Annotated in this window: 13 protein-coding genes; 1 reads left to right on the forward strand and 12 read right to left on the reverse strand. The window is 56.7% G+C overall.

Annotation, left to right across the window (positions count from 1 at the left end; all coding sequences use genetic code 11):
- Positions 1 to 12 precede the first annotated feature (12 nt).
- The 4 genes from FHW17_RS06720 to FHW17_RS06735 form a co-directional block, all read right to left on the reverse strand.
- Positions 13 to 1,305 (reverse strand): D-arabinono-1,4-lactone oxidase, encoded by a 1,293-nt coding sequence (locus FHW17_RS06720; protein ID WP_210275826.1) that lies wholly within the window; start codon positions 1,303 to 1,305, stop codon positions 13 to 15.
- Positions 1,306 to 1,324: 19 nt separating this feature from the next.
- Positions 1,325 to 2,515 (reverse strand): MFS transporter, encoded by a 1,191-nt coding sequence (locus FHW17_RS06725; RefSeq protein ID WP_182509481.1) that lies wholly within the window; start codon positions 2,513 to 2,515, stop codon positions 1,325 to 1,327.
- 90 nt (positions 2,516 to 2,605) lie between these two features.
- The gene (locus tag FHW17_RS06730; RefSeq protein WP_182509482.1) at positions 2,606 to 3,721 is read right to left on the reverse strand and encodes an outer membrane protein transport protein; all 1,116 of its coding nucleotides are present in this window, start codon (positions 3,719 to 3,721) and stop codon (positions 2,606 to 2,608) included.
- Between the two features lie 333 nt (positions 3,722 to 4,054).
- Positions 4,055 to 5,593, reverse strand: a complete 1,539-nt coding sequence (locus tag FHW17_RS06735) for an MFS transporter (RefSeq protein ID WP_182509483.1) — start codon at positions 5,591 to 5,593, stop codon at positions 4,055 to 4,057.
- Positions 5,594 to 5,820: 227 nt separating this feature from the next.
- Here FHW17_RS06735 and FHW17_RS06740 point away from each other — a divergent pair, with 227 nt between their 5' ends.
- Positions 5,821 to 6,705 carry a LysR family transcriptional regulator gene (locus tag FHW17_RS06740; protein ID WP_112525977.1) on the forward strand — a complete coding sequence of 295 codons (885 nt, stop codon included), beginning with the start codon at positions 5,821 to 5,823 and terminating at the stop codon, positions 6,703 to 6,705.
- Positions 6,706 to 6,708: 3 nt separating this feature from the next.
- Here FHW17_RS06740 and doeB read toward each other — a convergent pair whose 3' ends face one another.
- From doeB to ehuB, 8 genes are all read right to left on the reverse strand, one after another.
- Positions 6,709 to 7,716 carry a N(2)-acetyl-L-2,4-diaminobutanoate deacetylase DoeB gene (gene doeB / locus FHW17_RS06745; protein WP_246706753.1) on the reverse strand — a complete coding sequence of 336 codons (1,008 nt, stop codon included), beginning with the start codon at positions 7,714 to 7,716 and terminating at the stop codon, positions 6,709 to 6,711.
- 5 nt (positions 7,717 to 7,721) lie between these two features.
- Complete coding sequence (gene doeA, locus FHW17_RS06750; protein ID WP_113096893.1) at positions 7,722 to 8,903, reverse strand: ectoine hydrolase DoeA; 1,182 nt, start codon at positions 8,901 to 8,903, stop codon at positions 7,722 to 7,724.
- 23 nt (positions 8,904 to 8,926) lie between these two features.
- On the reverse strand, positions 8,927 to 9,919 hold the full coding sequence (gene eutC, locus FHW17_RS06755) for an ectoine utilization protein EutC (protein WP_182509485.1): 993 nt from the start codon (positions 9,917 to 9,919) through the stop codon (positions 8,927 to 8,929).
- The gene (gene eutB / locus FHW17_RS06760; protein ID WP_182509486.1) at positions 9,907 to 10,908 is read right to left on the reverse strand and encodes a hydroxyectoine utilization dehydratase EutB; all 1,002 of its coding nucleotides are present in this window, start codon (positions 10,906 to 10,908) and stop codon (positions 9,907 to 9,909) included. Before eutB ends, eutC begins: the two co-directional genes overlap by 13 nt.
- Before the next feature lie 6 nt (positions 10,909 to 10,914).
- Positions 10,915 to 11,694: an ectoine utilization protein EutA gene (eutA, locus tag FHW17_RS06765; protein ID WP_112525967.1), complete on the reverse strand. Its 780-nt coding sequence runs from the start codon at positions 11,692 to 11,694 to the stop codon at positions 10,915 to 10,917.
- A 1-nt stretch (position 11,695) separates the two neighbouring features.
- Positions 11,696 to 12,358 (reverse strand): ectoine/hydroxyectoine ABC transporter permease subunit EhuD, encoded by a 663-nt coding sequence (gene ehuD, locus FHW17_RS06770; protein ID WP_112525965.1) that lies wholly within the window; start codon positions 12,356 to 12,358, stop codon positions 11,696 to 11,698.
- Position 12,359: 1 nt separating this feature from the next.
- The gene (ehuC, locus tag FHW17_RS06775) at positions 12,360 to 13,019 is read right to left on the reverse strand and encodes an ectoine/hydroxyectoine ABC transporter permease subunit EhuC (RefSeq protein WP_112525963.1); all 660 of its coding nucleotides are present in this window, start codon (positions 13,017 to 13,019) and stop codon (positions 12,360 to 12,362) included.
- A gap of 78 nt (positions 13,020 to 13,097) precedes the next feature.
- Positions 13,098 to 13,943 carry an ectoine/hydroxyectoine ABC transporter substrate-binding protein EhuB gene (gene ehuB / locus FHW17_RS06780; protein WP_112525961.1) on the reverse strand — a complete coding sequence of 282 codons (846 nt, stop codon included), beginning with the start codon at positions 13,941 to 13,943 and terminating at the stop codon, positions 13,098 to 13,100.
- Between the last annotated feature and the right edge of the window lie 48 nt (positions 13,944 to 13,991).

Below are 13,991 nucleotides of genomic sequence, written 5' to 3' on the forward strand. Positions count from 1 at the left end.
AATAAGGAGTGCTCACAGATCAATTCCCAGAAGATCAGCCAGATAGGGCGAGACAAAGCGGTTGTCGGGGTCCATGTCGCGGCGGACAGCCATGGCATCGGCCCAGCGCGGATAGAGCGCACTTAGATCCTTTGCCTTGAGATTATGCATCTTGCCCCAATGCGGACGGCCACCATGGGCCCGGAAAATGGCTTCTGCCGCTTTGAAATAGGGTTGCGGGTCCTCGCGGGCGTCGTGATGAATGGCAATTGAACAGCTGGCGCGTTTGTAGAACGGGCTGAGCCAGATATTGTCAGGCGCGACAACACGCACCTCGATAGGGAAATAGACGTGCGGGAACTTTTCCTCCAGCAGCCGGATGATCTGGCGCAAGACGGTCGCGCCTTCTTCGAATGGCAGGTGATATTCCATCTCGTTGAATTTCACATTGCGCTCGGAGGCGTAGACGTTGAGCCATTCACCCACATAATCTTCCTTGGGCAGCCGGGCGATGGCCGTGCCGATCAGCTTGCGGCGCAACCACGGAAAGCGCTGGAGATAGGTCCGCAGTTTTCGCAACGTGCCAAGCGCATCATCATCTTCCGTTGGCGGACGCGTGCCTGCTGGAGCCTCGGTGATGTCACTTGCGAGAAACAGCGCCTGTCCGGAGAATGGAATGTAATAAAACTCGGATGAGCGATGAGCGGACATGCGCTTTTCAAACTGGTCGAGTACGCCATCAACAGGCTCGGTCCAGCGGCGGCGGCGCAAGCGATAATTCGCCATGTTCTGGATCGCCACTTCCGTGACCGCACCGAATGCGCCGAGCGAGGCACCCATGGCATCCATCACATCGGAATGTGCAGCGCGATCAAATTCGCGGATGTTGCCGCGCCCGTCAACGATCTGCATTGCGGTAAGCTGGGTATGATAGGCGCCAAGGGTGACGCCGGAACCGTGCGTTGCGGTGCCAAGCCCGCCGCCGAATGCCTGCTTGTCGATATCGCCCATATTGGGCAGTGCCTGTCCAACGCTGTGCAGCAGTTTTGTCAGCGCGCCGATCTTGGTCCCCGCACCAATGCGTGCCTGTAGCTTGTCGTTGTCATGCGAAATGAGGCCGCTGAAATAGTCGAGCGAGAGAATGGTGCCCTGGCTCTTGACCAAAGGCGTAAAGGAATGACCTGTACCGGCGATACGGATGGGGCCCGGCGCGGTTTTGATCGTGGTGCTCAACTGCTCGAGATGTTTGGGATGTGACATCAATTGCGGTTGCGCGGTGACGGAACCCGACCAATTTTGCCAGTCATTACCAATAGCTATGTTCATGGAAGATGAGCCTCTTCAATCAAACAGTGATGGCGCGGCGGCGCGAAAACATAAGGAACATGCCGAACAGGCCGAGACTGCAAAGCAGCGCGCCTATGCCGAACCATGGAACGATACCCACATTATCATTGGTGATGAAAACGGATGCAGCGAGCGGCCCGAGTGCAGCGCCGAGAATCTGGGCCGCTGGAATGAGCAGCGCCGTGCTGCGTGATGAGTCCGCCACGACGGCGAGGCCAATCTGATAGGGCGTGATGAACATCCAAAGGAACGCGATCACCAACGCTGCTGCCCAGAACATCGATATGGATGGATGGTCGGCAAGAATGGCCGATGCGGCAATGGCGGCGAGAACGCACAGGATAATCGACAGGCGGTAGTCAAGGTGGCGATCGATCCATGTGGCGCAGACCGCGCCGAGCACCTGAAATGCAAGGCTGGCAGACACCAGTAGTCCGACCGTTTGTGCATCAATGGCATAAAGTGCGCCCAAGGGTTCGAGGAACGCCCAGAGTGAGCCGATGAACAGGAAGAAGGTGAAGATCACCAGCAGCGCCAGTATGGCACGGACCGAGAAAACGCCGTCCATATTGCTTGGCTGTTTTGGCAATTCGCCATATTCGCCAGGAACGAGTGCTGATATTGCGAGGGAGCCAAGACAGACAATAGCGAGCACATGAAATCCGCCGCTGGAACCCATAGCTGGTACGACCCATAGGGCCAGAATGGCGGCGAGAATGCATTGGGCGAGTGTCTGCAGGGAGATGAAGAAGCCGCCGAGACGCTCCGCATGGCGCGAGCGGGCAATCAGCTCGATGGAAATGGCAACGGTTCCACCTTCAACAAAACCGGCGAGGGAGCGGACGAGCAGCAATTCATTGGGCGTTGTGGCATAGGAGACGGCGAAATCGAGCACGGCCAGTGCTGCGAGCAGCACGGCGGATTTTATCCGAAGATGCCGGGTTGAAATCAGCATGCCCGCAATGACGGAGCCCAGCGCTATGGTAATAAATTCGGCTGTAGCAATGAGAGCCAGCTCGTCAAAATTGACGCGTTTTTCGGAATAGAGCGCGCCGAGGAGAATGGGTTGCAGCCCCAAAATCTGCAATCCGGCAGAGCCGATCCATAACGCGGCCCATTGCTGTATGCGCGTTGGATTTCCGACAAGCCAGTCGGAAGAATGGGGCGACGAAGACTGGACAGGTGCCATGCTATGGCTTCCCTTCACACTGAGATTCATGATCATGACGGCTGGCTTCAGGTTTGCCAGCCCGGCTTGGCGTAAGGCTATACAGATAGCCTACCACTTGATCGCATAGCCAAGATTTCCCGATACGGCCCAACCGGCATCAAGCGCCGAATTGTTGAAGCCATATTTGGTTTCCTCGACCGATGCCATGTAGGTCACGCCAAGGCCGCCGCGCAGTTCGCCGCCTCGCTTGTCTTTCCACGAGCCGCCGACCGCAAGTGTCCACGTCTCGCCTGTTACGTCCCAGCCGGTGGCAACAGCCTGATCCCAGCTCAGGCTGACGCTGCCCGCAAGATCCTTGGTAAATTCATGCGCGATACCGCCTGTAATCGTCCATCCGTCTCGCCAGTTATACTGGTCGATGGTCTCGGAAATATCGGAGCGCACAATGAGTGTCTTGGTCACACTCCAGTCCATCCATTGGACCGATGCGAAGGCCAACCATCCGGGCGCTATACCGCTTTGCAGATCAAGCTCGACATTCTGAGGCAAGTTGCCATAACCCTTGGCGGCAAAATCCACCTTTGGTAGGGGAACACCTACCAATTCACCGGGGACGGATAATGTACCATCGGCACCATAGGATGTTGCCGAGCGGTATTTCAGCTGGGCGCGGAAGGCAATGTCAGGAATGTCATAGGCAACGCCAAGGCGATAGCCGGTGTCCTGTCCTGTAAGATTGAGATTGATGCCACCGAAATCCTCGCGCTCGTAGTCGAGCTGTTCAACGAACATGCCGCCGAGAAGATAGAAATTGCCTTTGCCTACGGAGAATTTGACGGCGCAGGTCGCGCCAAATTCATCGATGTGAAATTTTTCCACGAGTTTGCCGTCATAGGTCGGCGCATCATATTTCTTGCTGCCGCCATAGGGCTGCGTGTAGGTACCGGCACAGCTGACGCTGTCGGTCAGTTTGAACTTGGTGGCAAAGGACGGGATGACATAGGTGTCATAGGGATCGGTACCGACCAGATCGGGATTTCCGTTCTTGGAATATTTCTGGCTTGGGCGCACAAACGTTACGCTGGACCGCATGTTGAAATTGCCGTCCTCATAAAGGATTTCGGTATCGGCAGTTCCGCGAGAAAATCCGCCCGCATAGGCAGATGTTGCGGCCTCAGCGACCACTATGGCCAAAAGCAATGTCTTGAGATTCATCTGATGCATACGCTCCCCTCATAAATGCATGTATGATTGCGGGGACGCTGCTGGATGCCATCGTGTTTTACCCATCGACATGGATGAAACAGTCAGGCTCGGGCCGCGGGATCATCAACCTCTGGTGCAGGACACGCCCTCACGGTCTGCCAAACGGGTTGTTGTGATCACGCTTCAGCGCCATCAACAATCATGGTCAGCCCAGAGTGCCGGAATGTGCGCCGGCTTCAAAGGTTCACGGCGGTCAGGGGGAGGTTAATTCCGGCCAAAACTGTTGAGGACTGCAAAAAATTGGTCTGAAAAGTGTGTAAGCGGGAAGGATCAGCCCTCCCGCTCAGCTATTTAGGCTGTGGCTGCACTGAACCGTTTGCCAGGGCCGAAGATGATGAAACTGATCACGGCCAGAACCCAGACGCCGATGCCACCATACAGCATGATATTGCCGAAGCCGTGAATAAGCGCCGTATGGACGATCGTTCCGGAGGCGTCGAGCGTGGCGAGTTCCGGGAAACTCTGCTGAAGACCTGCAAAGTTTCCGGCAGCGATTTTCTCGGCAAGCAGCCGCAAGCGGGACGGGTCGAACGATGCGGCAAATACACCCCTGAGATAGGACAGGGTGCCTTCCAGCAGGATGAAACCCATCAGGGCGATGTTGATTGCCAGAGTGATTAACCGGGCGCTCATATCAATGCCGGAGGCCATTCCGGCGCGTGCGCTGGAAACCGAACCTGTTGTGGTGTTGGTGACAGGCGTGTTGGTCAAGCCGAGACCCATTCCGGCGAGCAGGCAACCCGGAAGCATGGTCAACCAGCTCGCATGCTCGACACCGCTGCCAAACCACATCAGCATGAAGCCGAGGCCAATCGCAAACAGACCTGCCGGAATGATGATGCCGGGGCGATAGCGTAGTGACAGACGTTCTGCCACTGGCGGAATGACCAACGTAGGCAGCGTATAGGCCAGCAATGCCAGACCTGCCGCAACGATGTCATAGCCAAGACCGCTCTGGAAGTAGATTGGCAGATAGATCATCAACGGCCAGAAGCTGAAGTTCATACCGATGGAGCCGAGGATCGCCCCGGAGAAATTGCGAATTCGGAATACCGAGAAGTCGAACATCGGATGCGGACTGAACTTTTCGGCAAACAGGAATACGATGAAGCTTGCGGCCGAGGCGCCGATGATGGCGAGGGCCGCCGGGCTGGTAAAGCCAAGATCGGGACCCTGCGTAATGAAATAAGTCAGCCCGAAAACCGCGAGCGACAGGGTGGCGATCCCCAGAACGTCCAGTTTCTTGGCTTCCGGATCGCTGGATTCCTCGACGCTGCTAAGCACAAGGATCAGCGTCAGGATGGTCAAAGGTACATGGACAAGAAAGACCCATTCCCAACTCGTCAGGGCAACAATGATGCCGCCGATAATTGGTCCAAATCCGAGGCCGATGCCGAAGACAATGCCCCATATGCCGAAGGCCTTGCTGCGTTCGTGGCCTGCCTGAAACTGGTGGGAGAGAATGGCGATCTGACAGATCAGCATTGCACCGCCAGCGACGCCTTGAAGGAACCGGCTGGCGATCAGAATGGGCGCATCCTGAGCGAGGCCGCAAATGAAGGATGTGATGGCAAACAGGACAAGGCTGATAATGTAAATGCGCTTGCGCCCATACCGATCAGCCAAGGTTCCAACGGCCATCAGAACCGTCGTGCAGGCAATGGTATAGGCATTCATGATCCACTGCATGTCTTTCAGCGTGCCGTGCATAACCTTTTCCAGTGTCGGCAGAATTACCGGAACGCTGGAAATTTCAAGGCCAAACATCAGGGAGGACAGACATATGGCGGCCAGCGCCACCATGTTCTTGCGGGAGGGGGAGAGACTCATGAATGGTTCTTTCCAAGTTGGGCTTGGCAACAGCCTCCACCCACGCCGGAACATGCGGTGCCGGAGAGCTTTGGGCCAAGTCAGATCGAAGAATGCGCCCGCACGATAGGTGGTTGTGCAGGCGTCCGCCGAGGCGGATAATGAGACTCACTTTAAGTCAGTCCCGTTCATGATAGAAATGATTTAATTTACTAGAACAAATTAGCAGAAATCATTAATCTGACAGGATGGACTTTGAACCTACACTCCTGCGCGCGTTTGTTGCCGTCAAAGAAGCCGGGAGCTTTACCCGTGCTGCAAGGCGGCTCAATCTGACACAATCTGCTGTCAGCCATCAAATCCGGCGGCTGGAAGAGCAGGTGGGGCGCCCGTTGCTGTACCGGACGACGCGCAGCGTGACGCTGACTGAAGATGGTTCGGACTTTTTCCGTTGCGCGGAGCAGATTCTGCTATCGCTCGATGCGTTGAACCGCCGTTTTCAGGCGTCACCGGTTTCGGGCGTTGTGCGTTTTGGCGTGCCCGAAAATTTCATCGGAGATAGGCTACCCACACTTCTATGTCAGTTTGCCCGTGCCTATCCTGCTGTTCAGCTCGATGTGAATGTCAGCATGAGTATTGATCTCGGTATGATGGTCAAGGCTTGTGATCTTGATCTTGCGGTGGTGCTGACATTGCCAGAGGCTGCGAATGGCAAGGTCTTGAAAGAAACCCGGTTTGTTTGGGTGGCGGCGGATACTTTTGAAGTCAAACCGGGGGCGCCTTTGCCGTTGGCGTTCATTCCGGCACCATGTCTCAACCGCAAGGTCGGGGTTGAAGCGCTCGACCGCACATCCATTGACTGGCACGTGGTTTTTACATCGGCGAGCATGAAGGGGATGAGTGCAGCGGTTCTCTCCGGGCTCGCCATGACCGTCATGACGGTTGATGATGTGGAGCCCGGAATGAAAATCTTTGATGGTCAATATGGTTTGCCACCATTGCCCAAAGCGGTTTTCACTCTCATCTGGAGTGACGAACAACAAACCCCCGCCACCCGTGAATTCGGGCGACTGGTTCTGGATATGCCTGATCAGGCCGCAGCGATAAAAAAGATACTCAAAGTTGCCTCCTGATCGCTATTCGGGAACAGCGACCACGGCCACACAATCTCCTGCATTGGCCAGACCCGGAAAATGGCGGGCAGCAAGAATGCCTGAAAGCTTGGCTTTGATCTCCGCCGGTGCTGTGCCAGTTCGGCCAACGGGATAGATCCGGGCAATGATCTGCCCTGCTTCGACGGAAGCCCCCAGATCGACCATGGTTTCGATCATGCCGGCATCTTCAGCAAACGAGAAGCAGTCACCGGAGGGCATGTCGATCCAGCGTGTTTCGTGCTGTTCGACCTTGCCGCGCAAAATGCCCGTATGACGGAGAAAGTTGGACACGCCCCGCTTGGCAATGCGGATCGTTTCGGCGCTGGCACTACCACCGCCGCCAAGTTCCGTTGTCACGAACGTCTTGCCCAGTTCCTCGACCGTCGTGTCGTACATGCCGACCGCATCGATCTCAAGCATACGCATGGACCATGGAGCCGAGAAAGCTTTGACGGCATCGAACCCGCGTGCTTCCTGTGCCTTGTCAGCAAGCACATGGGCGGCAGCGAAGGGTAGAAAATCAAGCGTCTTTCCACCCGAATGAAAATCCAGAACCACATCGGCACGGGGCAGCAGTTCCCGTGTGAAATAATCAGCGATTTTCTGCGTGACCGTTCCGTCGGGCCGTCCCGGAAAGCTGCGGTTCATATTGCCCTTGTCGATGGGCGATGTGCGCGTTCCGGCACGAAACGCCGGATAGTTCATGGCCGGGACGATAATCACCGTGCCACTGATGTCTTTGGGCTCAAGTGTGCGGGCCAGATCGAACAGTGCGACCGGACCCTCATACTCGTCGCCATGGTTTCCGCCGGATAAAAGAGCAGTCGGACCATTGCCATTGCGGATGACCGCAATGGGGATCATGACCGAACCCCATGCGGAATCATCCCGGCTATAGGGCAGGCGCAGGAAGCCATGCTGCACACCGTCCCTGTCGAAGGCGACAGTTGGGGTGATGGCAGACGGTGGAAGAAGATTGGCTGACGTCATGGCGATCAATTCTTCACAAAGAGCTGCCGGGGCACATTGGCAAGGCATTCCACGCCGGTGTCGGTGATCAGGATGCTTTCGGTGATTTCAAGCCCCATGGTTTCAAGCCAGAGGCCGGTCATGAAATGGAAGGTCATGCCGGGTTCCAGCACTGTTTTGTCACCGGGGCGCAGGCTCATGGTACGTTCGCCCCAATCCGGTGGATAGGAAATGCCGATGGGGTAGCCGGTGCGGTTGTCCTTGACGATGCCGTATTTTTTCAGGACGCCGAAAAACGCATTGGCAATGTCTTCGCAGGTATTGCCGGGTTTGGCGGCGGCAAGGCCCGCTTCCATTCCCTCCAGCGTTGCTTTTTCCGCATCGAGAAATTCCTGGGTTGGCTTGCCCAGAAAAACCGTGCGGGACAGGGGAACATGGTAACGGTTGAAGCAACCGGCGATCTCGAAGAATGTGCCTTCACCGCTTTTCATGGGTTGATCATCCCATGTCAGATGCGGCGCAGATGCATCCGTGCCGGAGGGAAGCAGCGGAACGATGGCGGGATAATCGCCGCCAAATTCGCTGGTGCCGCGAATACCCGCATCATAGATCTCCGCCACGAGATCGCATTTGCGCATCCCGACTTCGACCTTGTCGACAATGCGCTGATGCATGAGTTCAACGATACGCGCGGCCTTGCGCATATAATCTAGCTCTGTCCTGCTCTTGACCGCGCGCTGCCAATTGACAAGGGCGGTGCCGTCGACAAAGCGGGCATTGGGCAGATGCTTTTGCAGTGAAGCAAAGGCGGCTGCCGAGAACCAGTAATTGTCCATTTCGACGCCGATTGTTTTTTTATCCCAGCCGCGTTCTTCCAGCAGCTTCGACAGAAAATCCATCGGATGACGCTCGGTGGATTGGACATAATGATCGGGATAACCGACAATATTATCGTGGTGGAGATAGGCGGTTCGCTTGGCGCCATTGGCGTCCTGACCACGGCCATACCAGATGGGTTCGCCTTCAGGTGGAACAATCACTGCCTGATGCACGTAGAACGACCAGCCATCATAGCCCGTGAGCCACGCCATATTGGATGGATCGCTGCAGATGAGAACATCTATGCCCTTCTTTTCCATCGCCTTGCGGGTTTTTGCCAGCCTTTGCGCGAATTCTTCGCGGCTGAACTTCAGATTGGGCTCGGTCATACCTGTTTCCTCACTTTCGGATATCAACTTTCAAACGCGGTTCCGGCGCCAGCATCTTTGGCGCGGTCGCGGGCAAGCGTGGCAATGGCGGTGTCCTGAACACCTGTTCCGGTCAGATCGGCAATCGTGATCGCATGATCTGACTGGCGGCCGGGATTGGCACCTGCGATAATGGTGCCGAGTTCCGGAAAGGCCTGACCTTCGGGGATTAGTCCAGCTGCTATGGCGTGGTGCAGTTCGCCCAGCCGCCGTGTCTGTTTCAGGCTGTCGGCAACGTAGAGATCGGCGAAGCGGATGATGGCCGGATCAAGCTCATTTTTATGCTCGGCATCAGACCCCATGGCGGTTACATGCTGACCGGGTTCCAGCCATTCGGCGCGCAGCAATGGTTCCTCGGATGGGGTTGTCGTGACAATGATATGGCTTCCCGCCACCGCCTTTGCCGGATTGCTTTCAACCTGTATTTCAATGCCGTGCTCCACCCGCATATGCTCGGCGGTTGCTTCAGCCTTTTGCAGATCGCGCGCCCAGAGACGTACCTCGCCAATGGGGCGCACCAGTGTCAGCGCTTTCAGCTGCAGCTGTGCCTGAACGCCTGCGCCGAAGATTGTCGCCACGCTTGCGTCCTTGCGGGCAAGATATTTCGCTGCCACTGCCCCAGCCGCCGCGGTGCGGACGTCGGTGAGATATCCGTTGTCGAGGAGCAGAGCTTCCACCAGCCCTGTTTTGCTGGAGAACAGCACCATCATGCCATTGACACTCGGAAGGCCGATTTGTGGATTGTTGAAGAAACCGGGGCTGATCTTGATCGCGAAGGCATCAATGCCGGGGATATAGGCGGTTTTGACATCCACTTCGCCGCGATGTTCGGGGATGTCCAGCCGCAGGATCGGCGGCATGGCGACAGCCTTGGTCGCAAGCGCCTCGAAAGCAGCTTCGACACATGCGACCGCATCAAGGTCGAGAGAAACGATGCGGCGCAGATCAGCTTCGGTAAGAATGGTCATGCGGGGCATGGCACGCTCCCCTTTGCATAATGTTTGGCAATGACGCGGCGATGCTGATCCATGTCGATATTGCGACCGGAAAGCAGTGCGACGACTGGCCCCTGCAACCTGATCTTGCCCGCGAGCAGCGCTCCGATGCCGACGGCGGCGGCGCCTTCGATGATCTCCCGCTCCTGTATGTAGGCGTGGACGATACCCGCAGCGATTTCATCTTCAGTAAGCAGGACGGCTTCATCGACCAGATCACGCACCATGTGAAACGTCACATGGTTGTCGAGACCGATGCCGCCGCCGAGCGAGTCTGCGAGACTGGCCTGTTCGGCAACCTTTACCGGATGTCCCGCCTTCAGACTGGCGGCCATGGCAGCGCCATTCTGCATTGAAACGCCGATGATCTTTGTCTTTGGCTTCAAGGCTTTGATCGCAGCTGCAATTCCAGAAATGAGCCCCCCGCCGGAAAGTGGAACGAGCACGGTTTCAACGTCGGGCACTTCTTCGATGATTTCGAGCCCGATCGTTCCCTGACCGGCGATAATGGCTGGGCTATCAAAGGGCGGAACCATGATCAGACCATCCTGCGCGACGATCTTTTCCACCTCTTGCTGGGCGTCGTCCTGCGATTGACCAACAATGCGGATTTCGGCGCCGAGTTTGCGGATTTCGTCGATCTTGTTGCCGGGTACGAGGTTCGACATGCAGATGATTGACCGAACGCCTTGCAAGCCGGCGGCATAGGCGAGGGCGCGGCCATGATTGCCGGTTGATGCGGTGACAACGCCGCGCTGCCTTTCATCTGGCGATAATCTGCTCAGCGCGTTAAGTGCGCCGCGCAGCTTGAATGCCCCGGTAATCTGCCGGTGTTCGAGTTTGAGATGGACAGGCATACCTGTTTTCTCAGTCAGGCTTAGCGAGGAAGCCATTGGCGTGCGCAAAACATGCGGCGCAATTACTGCGCGTGCGGCCTCGATTTCGGTCAGGGTGACGAATGTTCCGGCCATATTGTTCTACCAGGCGGCCATGGGACGGGTCATTAATTGCCCCAGTTCCGGTCGCGGCTGATCCTCGCCGCACAGACGCAACGTTGCCCATGCCGTGGCAAGATTGCTGGTGATGACGGGTTTGCCGATAGCTGCCTCGATCTGCGGTGCAGCGATTGCAGCGCGCAATGCGGTGCAGGATATGAACAGGGCATCGCAATCTGGGGCCATGGCTTCGCTCGCAGCCGCCACAAGCGATGCAGGTGTCACGCGTGCCATTTCGCGGTCGTCCTCAAGGCCGAAACAGGTGAAACGAACGATGTCGAAACCTTTGGCGGTGAAATAAGCGAGCATCGGTGTGCTGGTTTCGACGGTATAGGGTGTGAGAACGCTGACGCGCCGGGCACCAAAGGCATGCAGGCCGCGAACTGCCGCAAGTGGTGGTGTAATGACAGGCACACCGGGCTTGGCAGTCTTGATTGCCGCCTCAATTTCATCGTCGCCAATAACCACCGACGCGGATGTGCAGGAATAGCAGATCGCGTCGAGATCTTCGTCGGGCAGGATCAACCCGGCACCGCTGGTTAGCTCCGGCTGCATCAGGCGCAGATTTTCCGGCGTTGTCGGGTTGGCGTAGGGAATGCGGGCTGTGTAGAGACCGATGCTATCGCTGGCGACCATCCGCTGAAAATCCGGCTCCGTCGTGTGGTCGGTAGCGAGGATCACGAGACCAACGCGCTTGGCAATGGGGCGGTCATCAAAGCCAAGCGGTGTCATGGTTTGGGTGACCTTGATCGGAATACCCATTTTACCTCTCCTCAATCTTGCCATAACGGCGTTCGAGCCAGCGCAGGGCAATGACGGACACAAGACTGATCACCAGGAAGAAAGCGCCCACCAGAGTAATCGGTTCAATGTAGCGGTAGTTGTAATTGGCGATGCTGCGCGCCTGATTCATCAGCTCAAGCACGGTGATGGCTGACAGCAGCGGTGTTTCCTTGAACATGGCGATGAAGTAGTTGGCGAGCGCCGGGATCATTGGTGGTAATGCCTGCGGAAGAATGATCCGCGTCCAGGTCTGAAATACTGAGAGATTACAGGCACGGGCGGCTTCCCACTGGCCGCGCGCCACATTGTCAATGCCACCGCGATAGACCTCTGCCGTGTATGTGCCGTAGTGCAGACCAAGGCCGATCACACCGGCCACAAGCGGCGAAAGGGTGATGCCCGCATCGGGCAGGACATAGAAGATGAAATAAAGCTGCACCAGCAATGGTGTGCCGCGAATGAAGTCGGCAAGAAAGCCCACCGGCTTCGATACGAATGTATTCTTCGAACGGCGCAGGATCGCCAGCCCAAGGCCAAGGATCGCAGCAAGAACGGAACCCAGAAGGGTCGCCAGAATGGTGATCTTCACGCCCTCGATGAGGGTCGGAAGAATTTCAACAACAAAGGCCCAATCCCATTCCATTTTACGACCTCACACCATCAAGGCCGCGCGTCAGATAGCGTTCCAATCCACGGATTGAGTACGAAATGACCGATGACATGAGGAAATAGAGAACGAGAATGGTCAGGAACGGCATAAGCGTGCTGCCCGTCTGGGCGCGCACGACCTGCGCCTGAAAGGTCATATCCGAAAGGGAAATCAGCGAGACGACGGCGGAGGCTTTCAACAACTCTATCGCGTTGTTGCCGAAGGTTGGCAGCATCAGCACGAAAGCCTGCGGCAGGATGATATGGCGCAGGCTCTGCCACCGGTTGAAGTTCAGCGCGATGCAGGCCTCATACTGTTCCTTGCCGATGGATTTGATTGCCCCACGCACGACTTCGGCGCCATAGGCTCCCACATTGAGACCCAGCGCCAGAACGCCAGCCTGCAGGGGTGTCAACGAAAAGCCAAACAGCGGCAGCACGAAATAAGCCCAGAAGAGTTGGACGAAGATGGATGTGCCGCGAAAGAATTCAATATAGGCCGTGGCCAGCGCGCGAACGGCCCAAAATCGCGATATCCTGCCAAGGCCAGCGATAAAAGCCATGATCAGCGCAAGCACAGACCCCAGCAGGGTCAGCTTGATCGTCACAAGCGCCCCTTCCAGAATCAGCTGTAAATATCCGGCCCACTGGCCCATCGGTCATGCTCTCGTTCTTGGCGAAAATGATTGGTCACTCCTGTTTCAGGACAGGAGTGACCGTGACTGGGCTGTCTGTCAGCCAGCGCAAAGCTTGTCGCGCGTGGTCGACATGGCTGCCTTGGCCGAGAAGCCGTAAGGCTCGACGATCTTCGTAAATTCGCCTGAAGCCTTCATTTCGGCGAGCACCTTGTCGAATTCGTCGCGCAGGGCGGTCTGATCCTTGCGGAAGGCGGCGCCATCACAATAGACAGGCGCATTCACCACGGGCGCGAAAACTTCAACGCTCGGGTCGTTGGCCTTTTTGACCAGATCGTTGATCGAGAGAACCGGCAGGGAATAAACGTCAATACGTCCATCCTGCAGCATTTTGATGCCGCTCTGGCCATCGGGAACAACGATGACGCGGTCACGCGGCACACCGGCTTCCAGCGCCAGTCGCTCTTCCGTACCGCCACCGGGAGCGCCGATGGTTGCTTTTGCGTCAACCGCAATATCCTTGTAGCTTTTGAAGCCCTTGGGATTGCCCTTCTTCACCAGAAATGCTTCGGCATCGCACAGGATCGGCTCGGAATAGGCGACGGCGCGGCATCGCTCCGGCTTCATGAAAAGTCCTGCTGTCACCACATCATGCCGCCCGGCCTGAAGACCCGGAATCATTGCGCCATATTCGGAAATCGACGCGACGACATCAGCAACACCAAGCTTCTTGAAGACGGCGCGGGCAACATCCGGGCCCGCACCGGAAACACTGCCATCTGGTTTGACGGCAGTAAAAGGTGGTTCATTCGCGATGGCGATGCGGGCAAAGCCCTGCGCTTTCAGTTTATCGAGCGCTTCGTCGGCCTTGACCGGCGTGGAAAGCGCCAGCGCGGTGAGTGCCATCGCTCCAATCGATGCACTGATTGTTTTCAAATTCAACATGTTCCCAACTCCTCAGTTTTCTTGTGTTTTAAGGTGTGCAGGTGCTGC

The organism is Phyllobacterium sp. P30BS-XVII (genome assembly GCF_014138335.1).
Lineage (GTDB): Bacteria > Pseudomonadota > Alphaproteobacteria > Rhizobiales > Rhizobiaceae > Phyllobacterium > Phyllobacterium meliloti.